The sequence below is a fragment of the Rhizobium ruizarguesonis genome (genome assembly GCF_012349115.1).
Taxonomy (GTDB): Bacteria; Pseudomonadota; Alphaproteobacteria; order Rhizobiales; family Rhizobiaceae; genus Rhizobium; species Rhizobium ruizarguesonis.
The window spans coordinates 1-26,632 of record NZ_PQIG01000073.1; the positions used below are offsets into that span (position 1 = coordinate 1).

The following is a 26,632-nucleotide window of genomic DNA, read 5'->3' on the forward strand; positions in this document are numbered from 1 at the left end:
TCCGAGCCAGCTCTCCGGCGGCCAGCGCCAGCGCGTGGCGATCGGCCGCGCCATCGTGCGGCGGCCGGATGCCTTCCTGCTCGACGAGCCGCTATCCAATCTCGACGCCGAACTCAGGGTCAGCATGCGGGCCGAACTGGCGGCCCTTCACGCCCGCCTGAAGGCGACGATGATCTATGTCACCCATGATCAGGTCGAGGCGATGACGCTTGCCGACCGCATCGTCGTCTTGAGAAGCGGCAGGATCGAGCAAGTGGGAACACCGCTGGAACTTTACAACAAGCCGGCCAACCGCTTCGTCGCCGGCTTCATCGGCGCGCCGCACATGAATTTCCTCGAAGGTGCGATTGTTGGTCACGGGGGCGGCTTCGCTGAGGTCGAAACCGTCGGCGGCCATCGACTTTCCGTCATTGCCAAGGAGGCCCGCCCGGCTGGCGAAAGGGTCAGCATCGGCATCCGCCCGCAACATATCACGCTTGCCGGCGAGGGCTCAGCGAGCAGGCTGGACACTCGCGTCACCCTTGTCGAAGAGCTGGGCTCGGAGACGGTGGTTCATGCCGACGCAGGCGGGAAGAAGCTGATCGCTGTCTTTGCCGGCCAGCAGCGGATGAAATCAGGCGACAGCCTGCCGCTGCATCTCGATCCCGACGTACTGCACCTCTTCGGCGAGGACGGCCGGCGTCTGTCCTAAAGCATGGCGCGCAAAAGTGTGCAGCGGTTTTGCGATAACGACATGCGTGTAACAAGCCCAAAACAAAGGCCCGCCCCGAAGCGCGGGCCGAATTTCATATAAGAACAGAGCTTTAGTGGCTGTTCTTGTGGCTTTGTTGGCCAGCCTTTACATGCTGTTCATGGCTGCCGCCGCGGGTTCCGCTGGACTGCGCGTCGCGGCCAACTGAGGCGCTGCGGGCATTAGAGTCGTTCTTGTGACTCTGCTGTCCAGCTTTGACGTGCTGTTCATGGGTTCCACCTTGGTTTGCCATTCGGTTCTCCTTGGGTTTGAACGAGGCCACGTCGACCTCGATGGGAAAACCGGCTCCCAGCGGATGTGTTCCGGATTTTAATATTTCGTGATCTCCGCTCGAAAAGAAGGAGATAAGGAAGCGAACCGGGCGGGTCGGGAGCTCGACTGCCATTTCGTTGACCATCGGGAGAAAGCGGAAAAATCCCGATGTTCTCCAGCACCGCCGCGTCCGCTTGGCGCGGCCCGCAACCTCGGTCCGAAAATGCGCATAACGGCGAAAAGGTTCCAGGAAAACAACCGCATTCCCCCATGCCTGAAGCCTGGACGAGGCGCGCCGGCTCTTTCCAAATCGACAGGTCGCACTAGCTTAAAGGGGACGTGACGAAAGGAGAAACCTATGACCGACGCACCGAATACGGCGACCCCGGCGCGAAGAGTGTTGCGTGGCCGCCCCTACAGCATCGGCGAATTTGCCAGGAAATACCGGTTGGACGACAAGGAGGCAAAGCGCCTCTACGACAAGTTCGGCCCATCGGCCACCGAACTCGACCTGTTGATGGCCGCAAAGCGGCGCCCGCCGAGCCTGCCGACCAATCTCGACGCCTGACGGCCCACCATGAGGATCCGAACCGGAAGCTGCCTTTGCGGGGCGGTCGCCTATCGTGTGGAGGGCGAGCCGTTGCGCACCGGCCTTTGCCACTGCGCCGATTGCCGCAAATCGAGCGGCTCCGCCTTCGTCTTCTTCGCGGTCTGGCCGCGCCAGGCTTTTTCCCACAGCGGCGAGATCGCCACTTTCGCCGGCCGCAGCTTCTGCCCCACCTGCGGCGGCAGGCTTTTCTGCCTCAGGGAAGACGAGGCGGAAATCCGCCTTGGGTCCCTCGACACTCCGCCGACCGACCTTGCGCCTGGCTATGAAGTCTGGATCAAGCGGCGTGAACCGTGGCTGCATCCTTTGCCCGGCGCCGGCCAATTTGCCGAGGATACGAATTGATGGGCGCTGAAGCGCGTCGCGATCGAGATCGCTTGCCACGCTTTAGATCTTTGATTTGCCGCATGTCGTTATCGCAAAACCGCTGCACAGTTTTGCGCGACATGCTCAAGCGCACCGAAACTTGACTTTCCTTACCAATATTTCATTTCACCCATCCGCAATTCCGTGCCAGTTCGGCGGCAACGCTAATCGCCGGTTCATCTGCACTGTGATTATTTCGTCGCAGAGGCCGCAAGCGGCCACTGACTGATTGAGGACGACATGAACAAGATCGTAAGCGGCAGCGAAACCGGAGCAAAGACAGGCGCAGCGTCCGATCTCGCGGCGGTCCTTGCTGCATCGGGACGGCAGGGCAAGCGCAGCCGCTGGCGCGGACGCCTGCTCATCCTGCTGATCCTCATCGCTGCTGCCGCAGTCGCCGCTTATTTCTATATGGGCCGTGGGCAAAGCGAATTGAGCTATGACACCCAGCCGGCAAAACGCGGTGACCTGACGGTGCTCGTCACTGCCACCGGCTCCGTGCAGCCGACCGAGCAGGTGGACATATCAAGCGAGCTTTCCGGCACGGTTCGCGACGTCAACGTCGATTACAACAGCACGGTCACATCAGGCGAAGTGCTCGCTCTCCTCGATACCAACAAGCTCGAGGCGGATGTGAAGAGCTCGCGCGCCAAGCTCAATTCGGCCAAGGCGAACGTCGTCAAGGCCAATGCCGATATGCAATCGGCAGGTACCTCGCTCGAGCGGTTGAAGAGCCTGGTCAGAAGCAACGTCTCCACCCAGCAGAGCCTCGACGACGCCAGTTACAAATATGATTCCGCCGTCGCCGCCAAGCAGATCAACGAGGCCGAGGTCCTGGCCTCGGAAGCCGACCTGCAACTGGCTGAGGTCAATCTCGCCAAAGCGAAAATCATATCGCCGATTGACGGCGTCATCCTCACACGCTCCGTCAATCCGGGCGCCACGGTCGCAGCCTCGCTTTCGGCGCCGATCCTTTTCACCATCGCCGGCGACCTGAAGAAGATGGAGCTACAGGTTGATGTCGACGAGGCCGATGTCGGCCAGATCGCTGTCGGCCAGAAGGCGAAATTCACAGTCGACGCCTATCCCGACCGCACCTTTCCCGCCGAGATCGAGCAGATCCGCTTCGCCTCCGAAGTGGTCAACAATGTCGTGACCTATAAGGCGGTCCTGTCGGTCGATAATGCCGATCTGCTGCTGCGCCCCGGCATGACGGCAACGGCTGATGTCACCGTTGAGGCTGTCAAGGACACGCTGATGGTGCCGAACGCGGCGCTGCGCTACGCCCCGGCACAGGCGGAAAGGCGCGGCCGCGGTATTTTCGGCCTCTTCGGCCCGCCGCGCCAGCGCAACAACAATGCCGGTCCGGCGCTGAAGGGCGCTGAGCGCCGCGTCTGGGTGCTGCGCAACGGTCGCCCGGCGCCTGTTGTCATCCAGGTCGGTTCATCCGACGGCCAGTTCACCCAGGTCGTCTCCGGCGACATCAAGGAAAACGACGCACTGGTGACCGACGCCACGACGCGTGCGAATTAGGCGGAGAGACGGATGGCAAGCCCGCCGCTCATCGAATTCAGGCAGGTCTCGAAAATCTACGGCGAGGGCGAGGCGGCGATCCGCGCGCTCGACCACGTCGACCTTGCGATCAACGCCCATGAATTCGTCGCGATCATGGGGCCGTCTGGCTCCGGCAAGTCGACGGCGATGAACATTCTCGGTTGCCTCGATGTGCCGAGTGCCGGCGACTACATCTTCGAGGGCATTCCGACCAGCGGCTTCGACCGCAGCCAGCTGACGCTGCTGCGCCGCCACATGCTCGGCTTCGTCTTCCAGGGCTTCAACCTCCTGTCGCGCACCTCGGCCGTCGAAAATGTCGAGCTGCCGCTGATCTATCGCGGCATGGCGGTGCGCGAGCGGCGCGAGCGAGCCCGCGAGGCCTTAGCGCTCGTCGGCCTCACCGGGCGCGAACATCACAAGACACAGGAACTGTCAGGCGGCCAGCAGCAGCGCGTCGCCATCGCCCGCGCCATAGTCACCGAGCCGGCGCTGCTGCTGGCCGACGAGCCCACAGGCAATCTCGATACGAAGACCAGCGTCGAGATCATGGATTTGATGACGCGGCTGAACCGCGAGCAGGGCATCACCATCGTCATGGTCACCCACGAGCCCGATATCGCTGCCTATGCGCAGCGGCTGCTGCGTTTCGTCGACGGCAAGCTGGAGACTGAGGTCGAGCACCGGAGGAGGGCGGATCATGTTCTTTGAGACGCTGAAGCTGGCGCTGCGGGCCATCAGCCGCAATATGCTGCGCTCGTTCCTGACCGTGCTCGGCGTCGTCATCGGCGTTGCCGCCGTCATCGCGCTGGTGACAATCGGTAACGGCACCACCGCGCAAGTCTCGACCGAGCTGTCGCGGCTCGGCACCAACATGCTGTTCGTCCGCCCCGGCCAGTTCGGCCCCGGCCGGGCGAGCTCCGAGGCCAAGCGTTTCAGCGTCAAGGATGTCGCGGCCATCCGTGATCAGATCACCGGTCTGCGAGCGGTGGCGCCGCTCAGCCAGTCGACGGCGACGGTGATTTTCGGTGGCCAGAACCATTCGACCAGCGTCTCCGGCACCACCAACGATTATTTCATCGCGCAGGACTGGAACCTGGCGCTCGGCCGCAATTTCACCCCCGCCGAGGAACGCGGCCAGGCACGCTGCATCATCGGCGAAACGGTGCGCTCGCAGCTCTTTGGCAGCGCCGACCCCAGCGGCCAGCAGATCCGCGTCGGCAAGGTCTCGTGCCCGGTCATCGGCGTGCTTGCCAAACGCGGCCAGTCCGGCATGGGCAACGACCAGGACGATGTCGTCATCATGCCGGTCAAGGTGTTTCAGCGGCGCATCAGCGGCAACAGCAATGTGCCGCAGATCATCATCTCGGCGCGCGACGGCGTCTCCACAGCCAAGGTTCAATCGGACGTCGAAAATCTCCTGCGCGAGCGCCGCAAGATCGTGCCCGGCCGCCAGGACGATTTCAACGTCAACGACATGACGCAGATCGCCGAGGCGATGACCGGCACGACGACACTGCTGACCGGCCTGCTTGGCGCCGTCGCTGCGATCAGCCTGCTCGTCGGCGGCATCGGCATCATGAACATCATGCTGGTCTCCGTCACTGAGCGCACCCGCGAAATCGGCATCCGCCTGGCGATCGGCGCGCTCGAGAACCAGGTGCTCACCCAGTTCCTGGTCGAAGCGGTGGCGCTGTCGCTGTTCGGCGGCATCACCGGGATCGTGCTGGGGCTCAGCCTCGGTTTCGGCGCCGTGACGCTGCTGAAAGTGCCCTTCGTCTTCAGCCCCCTGATGGTCGCCGTCGCTTTTCTTTTCTCGGCGGCGATCGGCATGATCTTCGGCTATTTCCCGGCGAGAAGGGCCGCGCAGTTGAACCCCATCGAGGCGCTGCGGCACGAATAATGCGTCATGGCAAAGCGCATGATGTCTCTCTACTCCTATTAATCGAACGCAACCGCTATCGGAGGTCAGCATCATGCCGCTCAACAGGCTGGTGATCTACGCCGGCAACGTCGAGGAAACGGCGCGCTTTTATGAGAAGCACTTCGGTTTCAAGGCAACCAGCCTGCCTGGCGACAGGATCATTGAACTGGTCGCTCAGGACGGCGGTGCGAATATCATGCTGCACCAGGCCGCGAAGGGCCAGCGGAGCGGCCAATCCACCGTCAAGCTGGTCTTTGACGTGGAGGATGTCGAGGCTTTTTGCAGACGATGCGCGGAGAATGGCCTCAAGTTCGGTGCCATCCATAAAGCCGATGGTTATCTGTTCGCCAATGCAAAAGACCCGTGTCAAAATTCGATCTCGGTTTCCAGTCGGGCGTTTCGCAAGCGGTGACCAAGGGGTAGCGCCGGCCCTGATGACGTAGGCGAGGCGGTGTGCCTCAGCAGGCCGGGGCGGGTGGCAGGAGCCTTCACGGCGCAGACGTCAATGTCTCGCCGGTTTTCGGTAGCCTCACCTATGTTATCTATCTGTCTCTATTCTGATATTTCAATGCCGACTTGTCTTCGGTTTTTGACCGTGTCACTATGTGATATATCAGACTTGGCGACGGAGCTCCGTTTTGCAGACTTCTCAGAGCCATCTTGCCTATCTCGCGCTGGAGCATCTGATCGTCACGCTGGCGCTGAAACCCGGCGCGCTGGTCACTGAAAAACAGCTGATCGATATGGCGGGCCACGGGCGTACGCCGGTGCGCGAGGCAATCCAGAAGCTCGCCTGGCAGGGACTGATCCTGGTGAAGCCGCGTGTCGGGCTGCAGGTCGCCGAGATCGCGCCTGAGGATCATGGCAATGTCATGCAGGTGCGCCGCGAGCTGGAGCCGATCGCGGCAAGCCTTGTCGCTGAACATGCGAGCGACGAACAGCGCGCGCGTCTCCTCGACTGCGCCCGCGCGATGGAGGAATGCGCCGTCAGCGGCGATCTCGCCGGCTTCTTCGCTGCCGACAAGGCCTTCGACGAAATCCTCGAGGCTGCTTGTCCGAACGGCTTCATCACGGCAGCACTCGGTCCGGTGCAGACGCATTCACGTCGCCTCTGGTACTCCACCGCAAGCCCGGAGCGCATGGATCGCTCCATCTCGCTGCACGTCGCCGTCATCCGCGCCATCCATCAGGGCAGGCCGGATGAGGCGCGTACCACCATGGCGGTGCTGATCGATTACCTCAGCCAGGCCTCTGCATAATTCCTTAAACCGAAATCGGTTTAAGGAATTATGCAGCATTCAAAGCGCTACAGCGTCCTTTGCGCGTCTGAAAGACGCGCGGCGCTGTAGAAACGGCCCCGTTTCCGGAGCCGTTGACAGATCAGATTGTCAGAAATGCTTTAGCCGACGAAAGCGCGCTCGATGACGAATTCGGCAGGCTTGCTGTTGGCGCCTTCATCGAGGCCGGCCTTTTCGAGCAGTTCCTTGGTATCCTTCAGCATGGCCGAGGAGCCGCAGATCATGCCGCGGTCGATTGCCGGATCGAGCGGCGGCACGCCGAGATCGGTGAACAGCTTGCCGGAGGAGATCAGGTCGGTGATGCGGCCGCGATATTCGAAATCCTCGCGCGTGACTGTTGGATAGTGGCGCAGCTTGTCGCCGACGACTTCCTTCAGCAGCTCGTCATTCTGGATCTCGTGTACGAGGTCGAAGCCGTATTTCAACTCGGCGACATCGCGTGTCGTATGGGTGAGGATGACTTCCTCGAACTTCTCATAGGTCTCGGGATCGCGGATCAGGCTGGCGAAAGGCGCAATGCCCGTTCCCGTCGAGAACATGTAGAGACGACGGCCGGGCGTCAACGCATCGAGCACCAGCGTGCCCGTCGGCTTCTTGCGCATCAGCACCTGGTCGCCCGGCTTGATCGCCTGCAGATGTGAGGTGAGCGGACCGTCCGGCACCTTGATCGAGAAGAATTCAAGCTCTTCGGCCCAGGCGGGGCTGGCGATCGAATAGGCGCGGAAGACCGGCTTGCCCTCGACCATCAGGCCGATCATCGCGAATTCGCCGGAACGGAAACGGAAGCCCTGCGGCCGGGTCATCGTAAATCGGAAGAGCCGGTCGGTATAGTGCGTGACATCGAGCACCGTCTCGGCATAGACGCCGGCGGGGATGGACAAGGCGAAGTCTTCGGTCTTTGCAGGCGCGTTCATTTCGGTAGCGGATCCCGTTTCGTCGGATGAACAGTCGGATGCGAGCGAGATATTACAAATCGGGCCGGAATTAAAGGCATTCCATTCCACGCGACGCTTCTAAAGGGAAATATGCATGTCATTGTCAGGATTCAATGGCTGGCGGGGAATGTCGTATTTCCCGCTGGCGAAGCCCGGCAAAGGATGCATATTAGAGCAGCACGCCGGAAACGGATGCCGGTTTTCGGCAAAAACGGTGCGACAACAAAGACCTACGGCGTCGAACCCGATTCAGCAACAGGGTTCGGCGATGGTAGCGAAAAAAAAGATGCTTGCCGGGGCGGGCGCGATAGGGCGGTCGGGGGAATATGAAGATTTTCAACTACAAGCGTGTTCCTTATGCGGAGATGCGCGCCTTTTCCGTCCATATCCTGACGGCCTCCGGCTCCTTCCTTGCCTTTCTCGGCGTCGTTGCCGCCGCCGAGCACCGCTTCATCGACATGTTCTGGTGGCTGGGCCTCGCCCTTCTCGTTGATGGCATAGACGGCCCGATTGCCCGCAAGGTGCGCGTCAAGGAAGTGCTGCCGAACTGGTCGGGCGATACGCTCGACAATATCATCGATTACGTCACCTATGTGCTTCTGCCGGCCTTCGCGCTTTATCAGAGCGGCATGATCGGCGAGCCCTGGTCCTTCGTCGCCGCCGGCATGATCGTCGTCTCCAGCGCCATCTACTATGCCGATATGGGCATGAAGACGGACGAGTATTTCTTCTCCGGCTTCCCCGTCGTCTGGAACATGATCGTCTTCACGCTGTTCGTCATCGATGCCAGCGCCACGACGGCGCTCACTGTTGTCATCGTCTCGGTGGTGCTGACCTTCCTGCCGATCAATTTCCTCCACCCGGTTCGGGTCAAAAGGCTGCGCCCGCTCAATCTCGGCGTCTTTTTCCTGTGGTCGGCGCTCGGGATTTTTTCGCTGCTGATGCATTTCGACACGCCCGAATGGGCGCTCATTCTCTTCATCGTGACCGGAATCTATCTTTACGTCATCGGCGCGGTGCTGCAATTCTTTCCCGCCCTTGGACGCGAAGCTTAGGATAGGCTGATGACCAAAACGCAGGCGGTTTCATTCTCGAGAACGGGCGGACCGGAGGTTTTCGACTATGTCGAGATCGATCTTCCGCCGCCGTCGACCGGGGAAGTGCAGATCAGGCAGGCGGCAATCGGGCTCAATTTCATCGACGTCTATTTCCGCAACGGCACCTACAAGGTGCCGCATCTGCCCTTCGTCACCGGCAAGGAGGGCGCTGGCACCGTGACATCGATCGGTCCCGGCGTCGAGGATTTCAAGGTCGGCGACCGTGTCGCCTATGCCGGCGCCGACGGCGCCTATAGCGTTGAACGCAATATCGAGACGCGGCATCTGGTGCAGGTGCCCGAAGGCATCGAGCTCGAAACGGCGGCGGCGATGATGCTGAAGGGCATGACCGCCGAATATCTCTTGAACCGCACCTTCAAGGTCGGCCCTGAGACGGTCCTGCTGTTCCACGCTGCTGCCGGCGGCGTCGGCCTGATCGCCGGCCAGTGGGCAAAGGCGCTCGGCGCCACAGTCATCGGCACGGCGGGCTCGGAAGACAAGATCGAGCTGGCGCTCGCCCACGGCTACAACCATGTGATCAACTACAAGAGCGACAGCTTCGTCGACCGTGTCCGCGAAATCACCGGCGGCAAGGGCGTGGATGTCGTCTACGATTCGATCGGCCGCGATACTTTTCCACAGTCGCTCGATTGTCTGAAGCCGCGCGGCCTTTTTGCCTCCTTCGGCCAATCTTCCGGGCCGATCGAGAATTTCACCCTTGCGATGCTGGCGCAGCGGGGCTCGCTCTTTGCGACGCGGCCGACGCTCTTCACCTATATCGCCGCGCGCCAGGAACTGATCGACAGTGCGAAAGCGCTATTTGATATTGTGCAAAGCAACAAAGTGCGTATCAATATCAATCAAACCTATCCGTTGCGTGAGGTTGGGCAGGCTCACGCGGATCTGGAAACAAGAAAAACAACAGGAACGACGCTGCTGATTCCATGAGATCCGAACGGACCGGTTGGCAGAAGAAATGAGGGGAACGTGTCGCCATTGAATGTGCCGGATTCCGGTGCGTTATTATCGGTCCAGAAGCTGACGAAGTTCTTCGGTGGCTTTGCAGCCTGCAATGAAATCGATCTCGATATCGCGCCGGGCGAAATTCATGCGCTTCTCGGCGAAAATGGTGCAGGTAAATCCACCCTGGTGAAGATGCTGTTCGGCGTTCTCGAGCCGACGGGCGGGCATATCCTCTGGCAGGGCCAGCCGGTCGCGATCGCATCGCCAGGGGAGGCCCGCAAGCTCGGCATCGGCATGGTCTTCCAGCATTTTTCGCTGTTCGAGGCGCTGACGGTTGCCGAAAACATCGCCCTGTCGCTCGATGACGCCATCCCGATCGACAAAATCGCCGAGGAGGCGAGGGCGCTGTCGGTGGCCTACGGCCTGCCGCTCGATCCGCATGCCCATGTCGCCGATCTCTCGGTCGGCGAGCGCCAGCGCATCGAGATCGTCCGTGCGCTGCTGCAGAACCCGAAGCTAATCATCCTCGACGAGCCGACCTCGGTGCTGACGCCGCAGGAAGCCGACAAGCTGTTCGAGACGCTGTTCAAACTGCGCGCCGAGGGGCGTTCGGTTCTTTATATCAGCCACCGCCTGGAAGAGGTGCAGCGCATCTGCGATCGCGCCACCGTCCTGCGCCATGGGCGCGTGACCGGCGCATGCGATCCCAAGCACGAAACGCCGGCCTCGCTCGCCCGCATGATGGTCGGCAGCGAGGTGGCGACCGTGACGCATCCGGAGCGCAGCGACAAGGGCGAGGTTCAGCTTGCCGTGGCAAACCTTTCCGTCGCCGCGCGCACCCCCTTCGCCATGCCGCTGCGTGATGTGTCGATGGCTGTGCGCTCCGGCGAGATCCTCGCCATTGCCGGGGTCGCCGGCAACGGGCAGAGCGAGCTCTTCGACGCCCTGTCCGGCGAATATCCGGTCGCCTCGGCCGAGGCGATCGTCATCCGCAAGAAGCACGTGGGCAATCAGGGCATTACCGCCCGCCGTCTTCTCGGCGCCGGCTTCGTGCCGGAGGAGCGCCACGGCCATGCCGCCGTCTCCGCCATGAAACTGTCGGACAACCTCGTCCTTGCCCGCAGCCAGTCGGACCGCAAGGCGTTTCTGGGCCTGCTCGGCATCATCCGTCACGCTGCGGTGAAATCTGCCGCAAGGCGCATTTCCGAGGCCATGGATGTCCGCAAGAGCGGCGATGACCCGGCGGCCGGCTCCTTGTCCGGCGGAAACCTGCAGAAGTTTATCGTCGGCCGCGAGCTCGACCGTCAGCCGGCAGTACTCGTCGTCAACCAGCCGACCTGGGGCGTCGATGCCGGGGCTGCAAGCCGCATTCGCCAGGCGCTCGTCGATCTCGCAAGAGCTGGTTCAGCCGTCGTCGTCATCAGCCAGGATCTCGATGAGATCTTCGAAGTGGCGACCGATATTGCCGTCATCTGCGAAGGCCGTCTTTCCCGCCCGTTCCCGGCCGGCGAACTGACGCGGGAAAGGATCGGACTGCTGATGGGCGGACTGCACGAGAGCAGCTCTGCCCCGGAGGCGCCCCATGCGCATTGAACTTGAAAAACGGCCCGACGTCTCGAAGCTCTTCGCCTTCGTCTCGCCGCTGCTTGCCCTTGTCCTGACGCTGGTATTCGGCGCCATCATGTTCGCCATGCTCGGCAAGGACCCGGTCGAGGCACTCGACGCCTTCTTCATCGAGCCGCTGCTCGAGGTCTGGTCGCTGCACGAGCTGGCGATCAAGGCCGCCCCTCTGATCCTGATCGCCGTCGGCCTGGCAGTCTGTTACCGGTCGAATAACTGGAATATCGGCGCCGAGGGCCAGTTCACCATCGGCGCCATTACCGGTTCCTATCTGCCGATCGTCTTTTACGACTGGCATTCGCCGCTCGTGCTGCCACTGATGCTGATCCTTGGCGCGCTCGGCGGTGCGCTTTTCGCCGCCATTCCGGCGCTGCTGAAAGCGCATTTCAATACCAACGAGATCCTGACGTCACTGATGCTGGTCTATATCGCCCAGCTCTTCCTCGACTGGCTGATCCGCGGCGCCTGGCGCGATCCGAAGGGCTTCAACTTTCCGGTTTCCCGTGATTTCGCACCGGAGGCCGTGCTGCCGGCGATCTGGGAAGAGTCCGGCCGCGCCCATTGGGCCTTCATCTTCGCCATTGTCGCCGCAATCGGCGTCTGGTTCATGCTGCGCTATACGCTGAAAGGCTTCGAGATCGTCGTGCTCGGCCAATCGGAGCGGGCAGGGCGCTTTGCCGGCTTTTCGTCGAAGAAGATGATCTGGTTCAGCTTTCTCTTCTCGGGCGCTCTTGCCGGCCTTGCCGGGATAGCCGAGGTCTCGGGCTCGATCGGCCACCTGCAGCCGGCGATCTCGCCGGGCTACGGCTTCACCGCCATCATCGTCGCCTTCCTCGGCCGCCTCAATCCGCTCGGCATCATCGCATCCGGCCTGGTGCTGGCGCTGACCTATCTCGGCGGCGAGGCCGCCCAGCTTTCGCTCGGCGTTTCCGACAAGGTCACCCGCGTCTTCCAGGGCCTGCTGCTCTTCTTCGTGCTCTCCTGCGATACGCTGATCTATTACAAAATCCGCATTGTCTGGTCGCGGCTAAGGGGCAGGGTGGCATGAGCATCTTCGAAGCCATTCTGCTGACTGTCATCACCGCCTCGACGCCGCTCGTCATCGCCGCACTCGGTGAACTCGTGGCCGAGCGTTCCGGCGTTCTCAATCTCGGTGTCGAGGGCATGATGATCATGGGCGCGGTTGCCGCGTTTGCCGGCGCGCAGATGTCGGGCTCGCCCTATGTCGGCATCGTCTGCGGCATTGCGGCAGGCGCGCTTTTCTCTCTTCTGTTTGCCTTCCTGACGCTGACCCTGGTGGCGAACCAGGTGGCGACCGGTCTGGCGCTCACCCTTCTCGGCCTCGGCGCCTCAGGCATGCTTGGCGAAGCCTATGTCGGCATGCCCGGCATCCGGCTGGGAGAGATCGTCATTCCGGTCCTGTCGGATCTTCCGGTCGTTGGCCATGTTCTCTTCAGGCAGGACTTGATCTTCTACCTGTCGATCGCGCTCGTGGTCGGCGTCAGCTGGTTTCTGTTTCGCAGCCGGACCGGGCTGAAGCTCAGGGCGATCGGCGACAATCACGGTTCGGCCCACGCGCTCGGCATTCATGTCATCCGCACGCGATATCTGGCGGTGATGTTCGGCGGCGCCTGCGCCGGTCTTGCCGGGGCGCAGCTTTCGCTCGTCTACACCCCGCAATGGGCCGAGAACATGTCAGCCGGCCGCGGCTGGATCACGTTGGCGCTGGTGGTCTTCGCCTCCTGGCGGCCGTGGCGGGTCTTTGCCGGCGGCTATCTCTTCGGCGCAGTCACCATCCTGCAGCTTCACGCGCAGGCCTTCGGTCTCGGCATTCCCTCGCAGTACCTTTCGATGCTGCCCTATGCCGCGACTATTGTGGTTCTCATCATCATTTCCCATAATCGCCGCACGACGTTGATCAACACGCCCGCGTCGCTCGGAAAAGCCTTCGTGCCGGAGCGATAAAGCAACAACAAAGACGGGTTTCCGCAATAACTTCAAACCAACAGGGGTCCCCATGAAGAAGTTAGCATTCACACTTGCCGCCTCGGCTGCCGCCGTGATCGGCATCTCTTCCGCTGCTCACGCCGCGGACAAGACCAAGGTCTGCTTCGTCTACGTCGGTTCGCATACCGACGGCGGTTATTCGCAGGCCCACGATCTCGGCCGCCAGCAGGTCCAGGCCGAGTTCGGCGACAAGATCGACACGCCTTACCTCGAAAACGTCCCGGAAGGCCCGGATGCCGAGCGCGCCATCGAGCGCCTTGCCCGTTCCGGCTGCAAGCTGATCTTCACGACGTCCTTCGGCTTCATGGATGCGACGGTGAAGGTCGCCGCCAAGTTCCCGAAGGTCAAGTTCGAGCATGGCACCGGCTACAAGGCCGGCCCGAACCTTGCGACCTACAATTCCCGCTTCTATGAAGGCCGCTACATCCTCGGCCAGATCGCCGCCAAGACCTCGAAGAATCACGGCGCGGCCTATATCGCCTCCTTCCCGATTCCCGAAGTCGTGATGGGCATCAACTCGTTCGAGCAGGGCGCCAGGTCGGTCGATCCGAGCTTCAAGCTGAAGGTCATCTGGGTCAACACCTGGTTCGACCCCGGCAAGGAAGCCGATGCCGCCAAGGCGATGGTCGACCAGGGCGTCGACGTCTTGACGCAGCACACCGACACGACCGCGCCGATGCAGGTGGCCGAAGAACGCGGCATCCACGCCTTCGGTCAGGCCTCCGACATGATCGCAGTAGGCCCGAAGGCTCAGCTGACGGCAATTGTCGACACTTGGGGGACCTACTACTCCAAGCGCGTTCACGCTCTTCTGGATGGCACCTGGAAGTCCGAGCAGAGCTGGGACGGCCTGAAGGACGGCATCCTGAAGATGGCGCCCTATACCAACATGCCCGACGACGTGAAGAAGATGGCCGAGGAAACCGAAGCCAAGATCAAATCAGGCGAACTGCATCCCTTCACCGGACCGATCAACAAGCAGGACGGAACGCCCTGGCTGAAGGCCGGCGAGAAGGCCGATGACGGCACCCTGCTCGGCATGAACTTCTATGTCGAAGGCGTCGACGATAAGCTGCCGGGTAAATAATCCCGTAGCCATCTCGCAGATGCGAAGAGCGCCCCTAATGGGCGCTCTTTTTTGCTGCAATGCATCCCAAGATTCCGATTTACAAAAGTAATACTATATGATTTTTTGACCCCTGCGCCGCGAGATGCGGCATTGGGAGGAAATCATGAAATTGAAGACTGCACTTTTGAGTGCCACGATTCTGGCTGCCTGCATGTTCGGTTCGGCTTCAGCCGCCGGCCTCACTGTCGGCTTCTCGCAGATCGGCTCGGAATCGGGCTGGCGTGCGGCTGAAACGACCGTGACCAAGGAGCAGGCCAAGAAGCGCGGCATCGATCTGAAGTTTGCCGATGCGCAGCAGAAGCAGGAAAACCAGATCAAGGCTCTGCGCTCTTTCATTGCTCAGGGCGTCGATGCCATTCTCATTGCTCCGGTCGTTGAAACCGGCTGGGACGACGTTCTCAAGGAAGCCAAGGAAGCCAAGATTCCGGTCATCCTTCTCGACCGTACCATCAAGGCTCCGGACGATCTCTATCTGACGGCTGTTACGTCGGACCTGGTCCATGAAGGCAAGGTCGCAGGCGACTTCCTGGTCAAGACCGTCGGCGACAAGAAGTGCAATGTCGTTGAACTTCAGGGCACAACCGGTTCGTCGCCGGCCATCGCCCGCAAGAAGGGCTTCGAAGAGGCCCTTGCCGGCCACGACAACCTCAAGATCGTTCGCAGCCAGACCGGTGACTTCACCCGCACCAAGGGCAAGGAAGTCATGGAAAGCTTCCTGAAGGCCGAGAATGGCGGCAAGGATATCTGCGCTCTCTACGCCCATAACGACGACATGGCCGTCGGCGCCATCCAGGCGATCAAGGAAGCCGGCCTGAAGCCCGGCAAGGATATCCTCGTCGTCTCCATCGACGCCGTGCCCGATATCTTCAAGGCCATGTCCGAAGGCGAGGCCAATGCCACGGTCGAGCTGACGCCGAATATGGCAGGTCCGGCCTTCGATGCGCTCGAAGCCTATCTGAAGGACAAGAAGGCTCCGGCCAAATGGATCCAGACCGAGTCGAAGCTCTACACGCCTGCCGACGAGCCGATGAAGGTCTACGAAGAGAAGAAGGGTCAGGGCTACTGATCTGATGTGACACTGCTGCATAATTCCTTAAATCGGAATTCGATTTCGGGACAAATCATGCAGCAATTCAAAGCGCTACAGCGTCCTTATGCGTCTCAAAAGACCAGGCGGCGCTGTAGAACCGCACCGGCCCGTCATGGACCGGTGCGGAACTGCCTCGCCGCCTTGGGACATCATGTCCGGCCGCGGCGCGGCTTTTGCCGTCAATATCAGGAAAACAGACCCTTATGACTCACGATTTCGAGAACGTTCTCGCGGCCTCCGGAATATCGAAATTCTTTCCTGGCGCGGTGGCGCTGGATAAGGTCGATTTCACGCTCCGCAGAGGCGAGGTGCACGCATTGCTGGGCGAGAACGGCGCCGGCAAGTCGACGCTGATCAAGTGCATCACCGGCGCCTATCATCGTGATGAAGGCAGCCTGGCGCTCGACGGCCAGGAAATCAATCCGGCCAATACGCTCGCCGCCCAGAAGCTCGGCATCGGCACGGTCTACCAGGAGGTCAACCTGCTGGCCAATCTAAGCGTCGCCGAAAACCTCTTTCTCGGACGCCAGCCAAGACGGTTCGGCATGACCGACGTGCGCGCAATGAACCGCAAGGCGCGCGATCTGCTCACCGGCTACGGCATCGATATCGACGTTACCGCCGAACTTGGCCGTTTTTCCGTCGCTGTCCAGCAGGTGGTTGCCATCGCCCGCGCCGTCGATCTCTCAGGCAAGGTGCTGATCCTCGACGAGCCCACGGCAAGTCTCGACAACCAGGAGGTGGCGCTGCTCTTCCGCATCATCGACGACCTGAAGAAGCGCGGCCTGGGCATCGTCTTCATCACCCATTTTCTCGAGCAGGTCTATGCGATCAGCGACCGCATTACCGTGCTGCGCAACGGCAAGCTCGTCGGCACCCGCGACGCCGCCGATCTGCCGCGCCAGGGCCTGATCGCCATGATGCTCGGCCGCGAGCTGGCGCATGTCGAAGAGACTGTCAGGGAACGCAGCCTTGCGGCCGGCGACGTCCGCTACCGCTTTTCAGGCTATGGCAAACGCGGCAAGGTCAAACCTTTCGACCTTGAAGTGCGCGCCGGAGAAGTAGTCGGCGTCGCCGGGCTGCTCGGTTCCGGCCGCACCGAAACCGCCGAACTGCTTTTCGGCATCGAGCATGCCGACAGCGGCAGCGCCACGATCGACGGCCAGCCGGTGACGATTTCGAGCCCGCGCGCCGCGATCGCAAAGGGTTTCGGCTTCTGCCCCGAGGACCGCAAGACCGATGGCATCATCGGCGACCTGTCGATCAGGGAGAACATCGCACTTGCGCTCCAGGCCCGCCGCGGCTGGACGCGGCCGCTGTCGCGCGCCGAACAGAACACGCTTGCCGACCGCTACATCAAGGCGCTCGATATCCGCACCACCGATCGCGAGAAGCCGATCCGGCTACTGTCAGGCGGCAATCAGCAAAAGGCGATCCTCGCCCGCTGGCTGGCGACCAATCCGAAGTTTCTGATCCTCGACGAGCCGACCCGCGGCATTGATGTCGGTGCCCATGCCGAGATCATCCGGCTCATCGAAGAGCTCTGCGCCGGTGGCATGTCGCTCATCGTGATTTCCTCGGAACTTGAAGAGCTTGTCGCCTATAGTTCACGTGTCATCGTACTTCGCGACAGACAGCATATCGCCGAACTGACAGGCGAGCGTATCACCGCTGCCGGCATCGTCGAAGCCATCGCCGCCGCTGAACACAAGATGGAGGATGCATGAGGTCCTCGCTGAAAGCGCTGGCATATCGCCTGGCGCCGCAATTAATTGCGCTCGTTGTCATTCTTCTGTTGAATTTCATAACGTCCCCGCAGTTTTTTAATGTCGTGGTTCAGAATGACCGCCTCTATGGCAGCCTGATCGACGTGCTGAACCGCGGCGCGCCGGTGGCGCTGCTGGCGATCGGCATGACGCTGGTCATCGCCACCAAGGGCATCGACCTGTCCGTCGGTGCGGTCATCGCCATCTGCGGCGCCGTTGCCGCGTCATCGATTGTCTCTGGAAATTCAGTCTCTTATACCATTATCCTGACGCTTGCGATCGGGCTTGCCTGCGGTGTCTGGAACGGTTTCCTGGTGGCGGTCCTCAATATCCAGCCGATCATCGCGACGCTAGTGCTGATGGTCGCCGGCCGCGGCATCGCCCAGCTGATCACCGAAGGCGCCATCCTGACCTTCAATAATGATGGCCTCACCTTCTTCGGCAGCGGTTCGCTGCTGCTCCTGCCGATGCCTGTCGTCATCTGGCTTCTCGTCGGCCTGCTCGTCATCCTGCTCGTCCGCCGCACGGCGCTAGGCATGCTGATCGAGGCCGTCGGCATCAATCGCCGCGCCAGCACGCTCTCCGGCATTCAAACGCCGGTGCTGCTGATGGCGGTCTATATGCTGAGCGGGCTCTGCGCCTCGATCGCGGGCATCATCGTCGCAGCCGACATCAAGGGCGCCGATGCCAATAATGCCGGCCTATGGTTGGAACTCGACGCCATCCTCGCCGTCGTCGTCGGCGGCAATTCGCTGCTCGGCGGCCGCTTTAGCATTCTCGGATCGCTGATCGGCGCGATGATCATCCAGGCGGTGAATACCGGCATCCTGTCCGCCGGCTTCCCACCTGAATTCAACCTGATCATCAAGGCCGTCATCATTATCGTCATCCTCGTCATCCAGTCGCCGGCGGTGCAATCGCTCGCCATCTTCGCCAGCCGCCGGCAGGGCGGTAGGGAGCAGCCGAAATGAACTCCAAATACCTGCCGCTGCTTGCGACCATCGTCATCTTCGTGCTCGCCTATGCCGGCTGCGCGCTGCAATATCCGAACATTCTGTCGACGCGCGTCATCGGCAATCTTTTGACCGACAACGCCTTTCTCGGCATTGCCGCCGTTGGCATGACTTTCGTCATCATTTCGGGCGGCATCGATCTGTCGATCGGCTCGGTCATCGCCTTTACCGGCGTCTTCCTCGCGGTGATCCTGCAGAACACCTCGATCCATCCGCTGCTCGCTTTCGCGATCGTGCTCGTCATCACCACTGTCTTTGGTGGTATCATGGGCGCGATCGTCCATTATCTCGAAATGCCGGCCTTCATCGTCACGCTTGCCGGCATGTTCCTGGCACGCGGCATGGCCTTCGTGCTCTCGATCGACAGCATCCCGATCGATCACGAATATTATTCGACGCTGACGAGCCTCTACTATCGTCTGCCCGGCGGCGGGCGGCTGACGCTGATCGGCGGCATCATGCTTCTGGTCTTTGCCGTCGGCATCTTCATCGCCCAGCGCACCCGCTTCGGCACCAATGTCTATGCACTCGGCGGCGGTCCGCAGACGGCGCGGCTGATGGGCGTGCCGGTCGGCCGCACGACAATCCAGATCTATGCGCTGTCGGGCTTTCTGGCGGGCCTATCCGGGATCGTTTTTTCGCTGTACACCTCTGCCGGATATTCTCTTGCAGCAGTCGGCGTCGAACTCGATGCCATCGCGGCGGTGGTCATTGGGGGGACGCTGCTGACCGGAGGAGCGGGATTCGTGGCGGGAACCTTGATCGGGATCCTGATCCAGGGGCTCATTCAGACCTACATCACCTTCGATGGTACGCTGTCGAGCTGGTGGACCAAGATTCTGATTGGTCTTCTGCTGTTTGCATTCATCCTGATGCAGAAAGCCATCCTGTTCATTTCCAGTCTGAACAAGAGGTACGCCTGAGGGGGAGACGGATCGCTTGCGCTACAAATTGGACGAGACACGCAAGACGGGGCGCAGAACCCGGACGAGCCACGCTCAGGTCGTCGACGAGCTCGGCAAGGCGATCGTCGCCGGCACCTATCCCGTCGGCTCGATCCTGCCGGGCGATACGGAACTGGCGCAGCGTTTCAAAGTGTCCCGCACGGTCTTGCGCGAGACGATGAAGACGCTCGCCGCCAAGGGCATGGTCGTCGCCAAGGCCCGGGTCGGCACGCGTGTGACCGAGAAGAATCTCTGGAACATGTTCGACAGCGAGATTATCGCCTGGCACTTCGACAACGGCGTGACGGAAGAATTCCTGTTGCAACTCTACGATATTCGCCTCGCCTTCGAACCCTTCGCCGCCGGTCTCGTCGCTGAACGGGCGAATGCCGAGGAGATCGAGACGCTGCGCGGGCTGGCGCTCGAGATGGCAGCGGCGGGTCATACGGCCGACAGCCTGGCACTCGCCGACCTTCATTTTCACCTGGCGATCGCCGAAGCCTCGCACAATCCCTTCATGCGGACACTGGGCAGCCTCATCGAAGCGGCTCTCGTCGGCATGTTCCGGATGAGCACGCCGCCAACCGAAAACGGCTTCGCCAATATCGCCGACACCCATATGCGCATCGTCGATGCGATCGTGTCCGGCGATAACGCCGCCGCGCGCCGTGCGATGGAGGACGTCATCCTGGACGGTCGCATTCATGTGCACGAAGCCTTCGCGGCCCGCGGTTCCGAGGCCGTCATAGGATCGATTTCGGCCGCAATTTCACCTTTGTGAAGGCTTTGCATATCGACAGCGATTTATCCTTAAATCGATTCCGATTTAGGGATTTTTGCAGTATGAGGCGATAAAGCCGCCTCATGGCGCGGATTCGCGGAGCAAATCATGGAACGCACTTGTCTTGCCGTCATCCTTGCCGCCGGTGACAGCACGCGGATGAAATCCTCGAAATCGAAGGTGCTGCATCCGGTCGCCGGACGGCCGATGATCGCCCATGTGGTCGAGGCGGTCGCCTCCGCCGGCATCTCGTCCGTCGCCCTTGTCGTCGGCCGTGATGCCGAGGACGTGGCAAAGGCGGCGAGCATCGGCGGCGTCAGCATCGAATCCTATCTGCAGAAGGAACGCCTCGGCACCGGCCATGCAGTGCAGGCGGCGCGCGACGCGATCGCCAAGGGCTATGACGATATTCTCGTCACCTATGGCGACGTGCCGCTGCAGACCGACGGACCGCTGAAGGCCGCTCGCCAGGGCCTTGCCGATGGCAGCGATGTCGTCGTCATCGGTTTCCACACCGACCGCCCGACCGGCTACGGCCGCCTGCTTGTCAAGGACGGCGAACTCATCGCCATCCGCGAGGAGAAAGATGCGACCGATGCCGAGCGCACCGTCACTTGGTGCAACAGCGGACTGATGGCGATCAACGGCAGAAAGGCGCTCGATCTTCTCACGCGCATCGGCAATGCCAATGCCAAGGGCGAATTCTACCTGACCGATCTCGTCGAGATCGCCCGTTCGCTCGGCGGACGCGTCACCGCCGTCGATGCTCCCGAGATCGAGATGACCGGCTGCAACACCCGTGCCGAACTCGCCGTGATCGAGCGTTTCTGGCAGGAGCGTCGCCGCCACCAGATGATGCTTTCAGGCGTCACCATGATCGCGCCAGAAACGGTTTTTCTCTCCTACGATACCGTCATCGGCCAGGATGCGTTGATCGAGCCGAACGTCGTCTTCGGCCCTGGTACTGTTATCGACAGCGGCGCCGTCATCCATGCCTTCTCGCATATCGAGGGCGCCCATGTCAGCCAGGGCGCGACCGTCGGGCCCTTTGCGCGACTGCGGCCGGGTGCGGATCTTGGCACCGGTTCGAAGGTCGGCAATTTCTGCGAGGTCAAGAATGGCCGGCTCGGCGAGGGCGCCAAGGTCAACCACCTGACTTATATCGGTGATGCCGTCATCGGCGCCGGCAGCAATATCGGTGCCGGCACGATCACCTGCAACTATGACGGCGTCAACAAGAGCGAGACGGTGATCGGCGAAAACGCCTTCATCGGTTCCAATTCCTCGCTGGTCGCGCCGGTGACGATTGGCGACGGCGCCTATATCGCCTCCGGCAGCGTCATCACCGCCAACGTGCCGGCCGACGCGCTGGCGCTCGGCCGTGCCCGGCAGGAGATCAAGCCCGGCCGCGCGACGCTGCTGCGCGAGCGTGCGCTCGCCATCAAGGCGGCGAATAAGGCGAAAGCCTGACCGGCCTTGCGTAACCGGCGGAAATTGAAAGTGACCGCCGAGGTGATTGAGAAATAAGCAGGAATCGTTAGGACTGGCCTCATCGAAGCCTAGAGCAATTCCAGCAAAAGTGCGCAGCGGTTTTGCGTCCGGAATTGCGCAAAGACAAACAGAAGAGCATTTCCGGATTCAGGAAATGCTCGAGTGGGGATACTATATGTGCGGCATTGTGGGGATCGTCGGAACTGCGCCTGTTGCCGGGCGCCTGGTCGATGCGCTGAAGCGTCTCGAATATCGCGGTTACGATTCCGCCGGCGTCGCCACAATTCATGACGGCGTGATGGATCGCCGCCGCGCCGAGGGCAAGCTGTTCAATCTGGAAAAGCGCCTCGACAGCGAACCGCTGCCCGGCATCGTCGGCATCGCCCACACGCGCTGGGCGACCCATGGCGTTCCGAACGAGACCAATGCCCATCCGCATTTCGTCGAAGGCGTCGCCGTCGTCCATAATGGCATCATCGAGAATTTTTCCGAGCTTCGCGACGAACTGACCGAAGAGGGTTCGGTCTTCCAAACCCAGACCGACACCGAAGTCGTTGCCCATCTGATGGCGAAATACCTGCGCGAAGGCCTGGAGCCGCGCGCCGCCATGCTGAAGATGCTGAACCGGGTGACCGGCGCCTATGCGCTGGCCATCATGCTCAAGGCCGATCCCGACACGATCATGGCCGCCCGTTCCGGCCCGCCGCTCGCCGTCGGCTATGGCCGCGGCGAGATGTTCCTCGGCTCGGACGCGATCGCGCTTTCGCCCTTCACCAACGAGATCACCTATCTCGTCGACGGCGATTTCGCCGTCCTCACCCGCGACGGCGTCGCGGTGCTCGATTTCGCCGGCAAGCCGGTCAAACGCGCCCGCCAGATCTCGCAGGCGACCGCCTATGTCGTCGACAAGGGCAACCACCGCCACTTCATGGAAAAAGAAATCTACGAGCAGCCGGAGGTGATCTCTCACGCTCTCAGCCATTATGTCGATTTCGCCGAGAATACGATCGGCGCCAATGCGGCCGCGATCGACTTCAAGGCGGTGACCGGCCTTGCGATCTCGGCCTGCGGCACTGCCTATCTCGCCGGCCTCGTCGGCAAATACTGGTTCGAGCGTTATGCTCGCCTGCCGGTCGAGATCGACGTTGCCTCCGAGTTCCGCTACCGGGAAATGCCGCTGTCGCCGTCGCAGGCAGCACTCTTCATCTCCCAGTCCGGCGAGACCGCCGATACGCTGGCATGCTTGCGTTATTGCCGCGACAACGGGTTGAAGATCGGCGCCGTCGTCAATGTTCGCGAATCGACGATCGCGCGCGAATCCGACGCCGTCTTCCCGATCATGGCCGGCCCGGAAATCGGCGTCGCCTCGACCAAAGCCTTCACCTGCCAGCTTGCCGTGCTGGCAGCGCTGGCGATTGGCGCCGGCAAAGCGCGCGGCACGGTGAGTGCTGACGAGGAGAGGGCGCTGGTGCGCCATCTCGCCGAAATGCCGCGCATCATGAGCCGGGTGCTGAACCTTATTCAGCCGCAGATGGAAAGCCTGTCGCGCGAGCTGTCGAAGTGCAAGGACGTGCTCTATCTCGGCCGCGGCACCAGCTTCCCGCTCGCCATGGAAGGTGCGCTGAAGCTCAAGGAAATTTCCTATATCCATGCCGAAGGTTACGCCGCTGGCGAATTGAAGCACGGACCGATCGCACTGATCGACGAGAACATGCCTGTCATCGTCATCGCCCCTTACGACCGTTTCTTCGAAAAGACCGTCTCGAACATGCAGGAGGTCGCAGCCCGCGGCGGCCGCATCATCTTTATCACCGACGAGGCCGGTGCAGCGGCTTCGAAACTGCCGACCATGGCGACGATCACCCTGCCTGTGGTCGATGAAATCATCGCGCCGATGATCTTCTCGCTGCCGATCCAGCTGCTCGCCTATCACACCGCCGTCTTCATGGGCACCGATGTCGATCAGCCGCGCAACCTGGCGAAATCCGTGACGGTGGAATAAGCCTGTAACGCCGGGACCTACGCGCCGAAACATATTGTGCGACGCCCCGAATTCTGGCAGTTTTGGTCCGCGGACAAGGGGGAAGGGCCGGCGTACCGGCCTGTCCACGACTGAGATGGAGATCATCAGGAAACGATGACCGACAACACCCCCAGAATGCCGGTCGCGACCCGGCTGAGGAATAATTTTCTCGCAGGACTGATCATCTGCGCGCCGATCGCGATTACCATCTGGCTGACCTGGACCTTCATCCATTGGTCGGACAGCTGGGTCCGGCCCTATATTCCGGCGCGTTGGAATCCGGAAAGCTATCTCAATTTCGCCATTCCCGGTTTCGGCCTGCTGATTGCCATCGTGCTGATCACCGTCGTCGGCTTCCTCGGCAAGAACCTCATCGGCCAGAGCATCGTCCGTTTCGGCGAATCGATCGTTCAGCGCATGCCGCTGGTGCGCACGATCTACAGAAGCGTGAAACAGATTTTCGAAACCGTGCTGAAGGAACAGGCGAACTCCTTCAAGAAGGTCGGCCTCATCGAATATCCGGGTCCCGGCCTCTGGGCACTGATCTTCATCGCCACCGACGCCAAGGGCGAAATCGCTTCGAAGTTCAATGCGATGGGCCAGGACATGGTCGCCGTCTTCCTGCCGCCGACGCCGGTGCCGACGGCCGGCTTCCTCATCTTCGTACCGCGCGAGAAGATCGTCATGCTCGATATGTCGCCGGAAGACGCCGCCAAGTTCCTGATTTCAGGCGGGCTCGTGGCGCCAGAACACAAGCCGGCTGATCCGAAGCAGAAGCATTTGCCGCGGCCGAAGCCGGTGGCGGTTTCCAAAGCTGAATGATGCATGTCGCCCAAAAGTGTTCAGCGGTTTTGGGATAAAGACATGCATGGAAGGAGACTTAAAGCGCGCCGCGGCGCGCTTTATCCAGCCCTGAGAAAACGGATCGCCTCGTCGCGGCGGAAGAGATAGAGCAGGGTGCGGATCGCCGCTCCCCTTTCGCTGGTCAGCTCCGGATCCCGCTCGATGAGGTAAGCGGCATCCTTGCGGGCAATCTCCAACAGGTCGGCATGCGCCTCGAGGCTGGCGATGCGGAAGCCCGGCGTGCCGGATTGCCTTGTGCCGAGCAATTCGCCTTCACCGCGCAGCTTCAGGTCCTCCTCGGCAATGCGGAAGCCATCCTCCGTCTCCCGCATGATCGAAAGCCTGGCATGGCCGGTCTCGCCGAGCGGCCCCTTGTAGAGCAGGATGCATGTCGAGGCTTCGTCTCCGCGCCCGACGCGGCCGCGCAGCTGATGCAGTTGCGCCAAGCCGAAGCGTTCGGCATGTTCGATCACCATGATCGTCGCATCCGGCACGTCGACACCGACCTCGACGACGGTCGTGGCGACGAGCAGCCGGGTCTCGCCGTTCTTGAACGCCATCATCGCCGCGTCCTTCTCCGGCCCGCTCATGCGACCGTGGATGAGGCCGATACCGGGGCCAAGTGCTGAGACCAGCGTTGCATGCCGTTCCTCGGCCGACATCAGGTCGAGCTCTTCGGACTCCTCGACCAGCGGGCAGATCCAGTAGGCCTTCTTGCCCTCGGTGATTGCGCTTTGCAGCCGTCCGACGATTTCGCCGGTCCGTTCCATCGGCACGGTGATCGTCTGGATCGGCTTGCGGCCGGCCGGTTTCTCGGTGAGCTTGGAGACGTCCATATCGCCGAAGGCGGCGAGCACCAGCGTGCGCGGGATCGGCGTCGCCGTCATGACAAGCATATGCGGCGAGAGGCCCTTGGCGGTCAGCCGCAGGCGCTGATGCACGCCGAAACGGTGCTGCTCGTCGACGACGGCAAGCATCAGATTGGCGTAGGCGACGCTGTCCTGGAACAGCGTATGCGTGCCGATGATGATCTGGGCGGCGCCCGAGGCGATTCGCTCCAGGATTTCCTCCCGTTCGCGTCCCTTGGTGCGCCCGGTCAGCACCTCGATGCCGAGCCCGGCGGAGACGGCGAATTTCGAGATCGTTGCATGGTGCTGCCGCGCCAGGATTTCGGTCGGCGCCATCAGCACGGCCTGGCCGCCGCTCTCGATCACCGCCGCCATCGCCATCAGCGCCACCAGCGTCTTGCCGGAACCGACATCGCCCTGCAGCAGCCGCAGCATGCGCTCGTTGCCGGCCATATCCTTCAAAACCTCGGCGATTGCCTCGTTCTGGCTGCCGGTAAGCGAGAAGGGCAAGGTTTTCAGGATCTTGCTGCTGATGGCGCCGGTCGCAGTGACCGGCTGGCCGGCCACCTTGCGCAGCCTCTGCCGCACTAGGCTCAGCGACAGCTGGCCGGCGAGGAATTCGTCATAGGCAAGCCGCCGCCGGGCAGGGGCCTGCGGGTCGATATTGCTGGGATCGCGCGGCTCGTGCAGCATGTGGAAACTGTCGCGGATCGACGGCAGGCCTTGTTTCTCCGTCAGCGCCAGATCGATCCATTCCGGCAGCTCGGGAAAACGCGGCAGGCCGGCGTCGATGATCTTGCGCAGCGTCTTCGGCGAAAGTCCCGCCGTCAGCGGATAGATCGGCTCGACCAGCGGCAGGCTCTCCGCCTCGTCGGCCCTGACGATATAGTCGGGATGCACCATCGAGGCGCGGCCGTTGAACCAGTCGATCTTGCCGCTGACCGTCACCTCCGCGTCAACAGGCAGCTGCTTTTCCAGCCACGCCGCCTGTCCGCGGAAGAAGACGAGCGTCAGCTCGCCGGTCTCGTCATGCAGGAAGACGCGGTAGGGGATATTGCTTTTGCCGCCCGGCGGCACCTGGTGGCGGTCAACGCGCGCCGTGATCGTCACGATCGCGCCCTGCGGCGCGCGGGCGATTCCAGGCTGGTTGCGCCGGTCGATCAGCGAAAAGGGCGCGTGGAAGAGCAGATCGATGACCCGGCAATCCTCCAGCGTCTCGCGCCCGAGCAGCTTGACCAGCAGGTCGGCGATCTTCGGGCCGACGCCCGGAAGGCCAGAAATGGGGGAAAACAGAGGATCGAGAATGGCGGGGCGCATGCGGCCAAAATGCGAT

Annotated in this window: 25 protein-coding genes; 22 read left to right on the plus strand and 3 right to left on the minus strand. The window is 61.8% G+C overall.

Annotated features, from left to right (window positions below; genetic code table 11):
• Positions 1-691 (plus strand): ABC transporter ATP-binding protein (locus C3Y91_RS13625; protein ID WP_168575450.1); only part of this gene is annotated, 691 nt, incomplete at its 5' end.
• A gap of 112 nt (positions 692-803) precedes the next feature.
• Here the strand turns inward: C3Y91_RS13625 and C3Y91_RS38545 are convergent.
• A complete protein-coding gene (locus C3Y91_RS38545) occupies positions 804-983 on the minus strand; it encodes a hypothetical protein (RefSeq protein WP_024321955.1) in 180 nt (59 codons plus the stop codon).
• 378 nt (positions 984-1,361) lie between these two features.
• On the opposite strand from C3Y91_RS38545, the gene C3Y91_RS13635 reads away from it, so the two are divergent.
• The 7 genes from C3Y91_RS13635 to C3Y91_RS13665 all read left to right on the plus strand — a co-directional run bounded on the left by C3Y91_RS13635 (position 1,362) and on the right by C3Y91_RS13665 (position 6,710).
• Complete coding sequence (locus tag C3Y91_RS13635; RefSeq protein ID WP_018069607.1) at positions 1,362-1,571, plus strand: hypothetical protein; 210 nt, start codon at positions 1,362-1,364, stop codon at positions 1,569-1,571.
• A 9-nt stretch (positions 1,572-1,580) separates the two neighbouring features.
• On the plus strand, positions 1,581-1,955 hold the full coding sequence (locus C3Y91_RS13640) for a GFA family protein (protein WP_024321956.1): 375 nt from the start codon (positions 1,581-1,583) through the stop codon (positions 1,953-1,955).
• A 261-nt stretch (positions 1,956-2,216) separates the two neighbouring features.
• Positions 2,217-3,509, plus strand: coding sequence for an efflux RND transporter periplasmic adaptor subunit (locus C3Y91_RS13645; protein WP_130664561.1), 1,293 nt, complete (start codon positions 2,217-2,219; stop codon positions 3,507-3,509).
• 12 nt (positions 3,510-3,521) lie between these two features.
• The gene (locus tag C3Y91_RS13650) at positions 3,522-4,238 is read left to right on the plus strand and encodes an ABC transporter ATP-binding protein (protein ID WP_003539566.1); all 717 of its coding nucleotides are present in this window, start codon (positions 3,522-3,524) and stop codon (positions 4,236-4,238) included.
• On the plus strand, positions 4,228-5,430 hold the full coding sequence (locus C3Y91_RS13655; protein WP_168575451.1) for an ABC transporter permease: 1,203 nt from the start codon (positions 4,228-4,230) through the stop codon (positions 5,428-5,430). The genes C3Y91_RS13650 and C3Y91_RS13655 overlap by 11 nt, the downstream gene beginning before the upstream one ends.
• A 73-nt stretch (positions 5,431-5,503) precedes the next feature.
• Positions 5,504-5,863: a VOC family protein gene (locus tag C3Y91_RS13660; RefSeq protein ID WP_164568090.1), complete on the plus strand. Its 360-nt coding sequence runs from the start codon at positions 5,504-5,506 to the stop codon at positions 5,861-5,863.
• A gap of 226 nt (positions 5,864-6,089) precedes the next feature.
• A complete protein-coding gene (locus tag C3Y91_RS13665; RefSeq protein ID WP_018069602.1) occupies positions 6,090-6,710 on the plus strand; it encodes a GntR family transcriptional regulator in 621 nt (206 codons plus the stop codon).
• Between the two features lie 140 nt (positions 6,711-6,850).
• Here C3Y91_RS13665 and C3Y91_RS13670 read toward each other — a convergent pair whose 3' ends face one another.
• Positions 6,851-7,663 carry a ferredoxin--NADP reductase gene (locus C3Y91_RS13670; protein ID WP_018069601.1) on the minus strand — a complete coding sequence of 271 codons (813 nt, stop codon included), beginning with the start codon at positions 7,661-7,663 and terminating at the stop codon, positions 6,851-6,853.
• Positions 7,664-8,010: 347 nt separating this feature from the next.
• Here C3Y91_RS13670 and pcsA point away from each other — a divergent pair, with 347 nt between their 5' ends.
• The 14 genes from pcsA (at position 8,011) to C3Y91_RS13740 (ending at position 24,430) form a co-directional block, all read left to right on the plus strand.
• Complete coding sequence (pcsA, locus tag C3Y91_RS13675) at positions 8,011-8,739, plus strand: phosphatidylcholine synthase (RefSeq protein ID WP_018069600.1); 729 nt, start codon at positions 8,011-8,013, stop codon at positions 8,737-8,739.
• A gap of 9 nt (positions 8,740-8,748) precedes the next feature.
• Positions 8,749-9,729 carry a quinone oxidoreductase family protein gene (locus tag C3Y91_RS13680; RefSeq protein ID WP_130675089.1) on the plus strand — a complete coding sequence of 327 codons (981 nt, stop codon included), beginning with the start codon at positions 8,749-8,751 and terminating at the stop codon, positions 9,727-9,729.
• Positions 9,730-9,768: 39 nt separating this feature from the next.
• Entirely contained in the window at positions 9,769-11,337 is a 1,569-nt protein-coding gene (locus C3Y91_RS13685; RefSeq protein ID WP_018069598.1) for an ABC transporter ATP-binding protein, read from the plus strand.
• Positions 11,327-12,412 carry an ABC transporter permease gene (locus tag C3Y91_RS13690; protein WP_130686391.1) on the plus strand — a complete coding sequence of 362 codons (1,086 nt, stop codon included), beginning with the start codon at positions 11,327-11,329 and terminating at the stop codon, positions 12,410-12,412. Before C3Y91_RS13685 ends, C3Y91_RS13690 begins: the two co-directional genes overlap by 11 nt.
• The gene (locus C3Y91_RS13695) at positions 12,409-13,329 is read left to right on the plus strand and encodes an ABC transporter permease (protein WP_024321964.1); all 921 of its coding nucleotides are present in this window, start codon (positions 12,409-12,411) and stop codon (positions 13,327-13,329) included. Before C3Y91_RS13690 ends, C3Y91_RS13695 begins: the two co-directional genes overlap by 4 nt.
• Before the next feature lie 52 nt (positions 13,330-13,381).
• The gene (locus C3Y91_RS13700) at positions 13,382-14,458 is read left to right on the plus strand and encodes a BMP family ABC transporter substrate-binding protein (protein WP_130686392.1); all 1,077 of its coding nucleotides are present in this window, start codon (positions 13,382-13,384) and stop codon (positions 14,456-14,458) included.
• Between the two features lie 145 nt (positions 14,459-14,603).
• Positions 14,604-15,566: a galactofuranose ABC transporter, galactofuranose-binding protein YtfQ gene (gene ytfQ / locus C3Y91_RS13705; protein WP_003559333.1), complete on the plus strand. Its 963-nt coding sequence runs from the start codon at positions 14,604-14,606 to the stop codon at positions 15,564-15,566.
• A gap of 227 nt (positions 15,567-15,793) precedes the next feature.
• Positions 15,794-17,317, plus strand: a complete 1,524-nt coding sequence (gene ytfR, locus C3Y91_RS13710) for a galactofuranose ABC transporter, ATP-binding protein YtfR (RefSeq protein WP_168575452.1) — start codon at positions 15,794-15,796, stop codon at positions 17,315-17,317.
• The gene (locus C3Y91_RS13715) at positions 17,314-18,327 is read left to right on the plus strand and encodes an ABC transporter permease (protein ID WP_168251816.1); all 1,014 of its coding nucleotides are present in this window, start codon (positions 17,314-17,316) and stop codon (positions 18,325-18,327) included. Before ytfR ends, C3Y91_RS13715 begins: the two co-directional genes overlap by 4 nt.
• Positions 18,324-19,292: a galactofuranose ABC transporter, permease protein YjfF gene (gene yjfF, locus C3Y91_RS13720; protein WP_130686394.1), complete on the plus strand. Its 969-nt coding sequence runs from the start codon at positions 18,324-18,326 to the stop codon at positions 19,290-19,292. The genes C3Y91_RS13715 and yjfF overlap by 4 nt, the downstream gene beginning before the upstream one ends.
• Positions 19,293-19,308: 16 nt before the next feature.
• A complete protein-coding gene (locus C3Y91_RS13725) occupies positions 19,309-20,094 on the plus strand; it encodes a FadR/GntR family transcriptional regulator (protein WP_130686395.1) in 786 nt (261 codons plus the stop codon).
• A gap of 108 nt (positions 20,095-20,202) precedes the next feature.
• On the plus strand, positions 20,203-21,564 hold the full coding sequence (gene glmU / locus C3Y91_RS13730) for a bifunctional UDP-N-acetylglucosamine diphosphorylase/glucosamine-1-phosphate N-acetyltransferase GlmU (RefSeq protein WP_130686396.1): 1,362 nt from the start codon (positions 20,203-20,205) through the stop codon (positions 21,562-21,564).
• 196 nt (positions 21,565-21,760) lie between these two features.
• On the plus strand, positions 21,761-23,587 hold the full coding sequence (glmS, locus tag C3Y91_RS13735) for a glutamine--fructose-6-phosphate transaminase (isomerizing) (RefSeq protein ID WP_130686397.1): 1,827 nt from the start codon (positions 21,761-21,763) through the stop codon (positions 23,585-23,587).
• Between the two features lie 135 nt (positions 23,588-23,722).
• Positions 23,723-24,430 (plus strand): DUF502 domain-containing protein, encoded by a 708-nt coding sequence (locus C3Y91_RS13740; RefSeq protein ID WP_012757426.1) that lies wholly within the window; start codon positions 23,723-23,725, stop codon positions 24,428-24,430.
• Positions 24,431-24,510: 80 nt separating this feature from the next.
• Here the strand turns inward: C3Y91_RS13740 and recG are convergent, their stop codons facing one another.
• Positions 24,511-26,616, minus strand: a complete 2,106-nt coding sequence (recG, locus tag C3Y91_RS13745; RefSeq protein WP_130686398.1) for an ATP-dependent DNA helicase RecG — start codon at positions 26,614-26,616, stop codon at positions 24,511-24,513.
• Positions 26,617-26,632: the final 16 nt, after the last annotated feature.

What these genes read in the sequence shown, in the direction of transcription:
- C3Y91_RS38545 (WP_024321955.1), bottom strand. Translation starts at nt 983, where the DNA reads ATGGCAAACCAAGGTGGAACCCATGAACAGCACGTCAAAGCTGGACAG.
- C3Y91_RS13635 (WP_018069607.1), top strand. Translation starts at nt 1,362, where the DNA reads ATGACCGACGCACCGAATACGGCGACCCCGGCGCGAAGAGTGTTGCGT.
- C3Y91_RS13640 (WP_024321956.1), top strand. Translation starts at nt 1,581, where the DNA reads ATGAGGATCCGAACCGGAAGCTGCCTTTGCGGGGCGGTCGCCTATCGT.
- C3Y91_RS13645 (WP_130664561.1), top strand. Translation starts at nt 2,217, where the DNA reads ATGAACAAGATCGTAAGCGGCAGCGAAACCGGAGCAAAGACAGGCGCA.
- C3Y91_RS13650 (WP_003539566.1), top strand. Translation starts at nt 3,522, where the DNA reads ATGGCAAGCCCGCCGCTCATCGAATTCAGGCAGGTCTCGAAAATCTAC.
- C3Y91_RS13655 (WP_168575451.1), top strand. Translation starts at nt 4,228, where the DNA reads ATGTTCTTTGAGACGCTGAAGCTGGCGCTGCGGGCCATCAGCCGCAAT.
- C3Y91_RS13660 (WP_164568090.1), top strand. Translation starts at nt 5,504, where the DNA reads ATGCCGCTCAACAGGCTGGTGATCTACGCCGGCAACGTCGAGGAAACG.
- C3Y91_RS13670 (WP_018069601.1), bottom strand. Translation starts at nt 7,663, where the DNA reads ATGAACGCGCCTGCAAAGACCGAAGACTTCGCCTTGTCCATCCCCGCC.
- pcsA (WP_018069600.1), top strand. Translation starts at nt 8,011, where the DNA reads ATGAAGATTTTCAACTACAAGCGTGTTCCTTATGCGGAGATGCGCGCC.
- C3Y91_RS13680 (WP_130675089.1), top strand. Translation starts at nt 8,749, where the DNA reads ATGACCAAAACGCAGGCGGTTTCATTCTCGAGAACGGGCGGACCGGAG.
- C3Y91_RS13690 (WP_130686391.1), top strand. Translation starts at nt 11,327, where the DNA reads ATGCGCATTGAACTTGAAAAACGGCCCGACGTCTCGAAGCTCTTCGCC.
- C3Y91_RS13695 (WP_024321964.1), top strand. Translation starts at nt 12,409, where the DNA reads ATGAGCATCTTCGAAGCCATTCTGCTGACTGTCATCACCGCCTCGACG.
- C3Y91_RS13700 (WP_130686392.1), top strand. Translation starts at nt 13,382, where the DNA reads ATGAAGAAGTTAGCATTCACACTTGCCGCCTCGGCTGCCGCCGTGATC.
- ytfQ (WP_003559333.1), top strand. Translation starts at nt 14,604, where the DNA reads ATGAAATTGAAGACTGCACTTTTGAGTGCCACGATTCTGGCTGCCTGC.
- ytfR (WP_168575452.1), top strand. Translation starts at nt 15,794, where the DNA reads ATGACTCACGATTTCGAGAACGTTCTCGCGGCCTCCGGAATATCGAAA.
- C3Y91_RS13715 (WP_168251816.1), top strand. Translation starts at nt 17,314, where the DNA reads ATGAGGTCCTCGCTGAAAGCGCTGGCATATCGCCTGGCGCCGCAATTA.
- yjfF (WP_130686394.1), top strand. Translation starts at nt 18,324, where the DNA reads ATGAACTCCAAATACCTGCCGCTGCTTGCGACCATCGTCATCTTCGTG.
- glmU (WP_130686396.1), top strand. Translation starts at nt 20,203, where the DNA reads ATGGAACGCACTTGTCTTGCCGTCATCCTTGCCGCCGGTGACAGCACG.
- glmS (WP_130686397.1), top strand. Translation starts at nt 21,761, where the DNA reads ATGTGCGGCATTGTGGGGATCGTCGGAACTGCGCCTGTTGCCGGGCGC.
- C3Y91_RS13740 (WP_012757426.1), top strand. Translation starts at nt 23,723, where the DNA reads ATGACCGACAACACCCCCAGAATGCCGGTCGCGACCCGGCTGAGGAAT.
- recG (WP_130686398.1), bottom strand. Translation starts at nt 26,616, where the DNA reads ATGCGCCCCGCCATTCTCGATCCTCTGTTTTCCCCCATTTCTGGCCTT.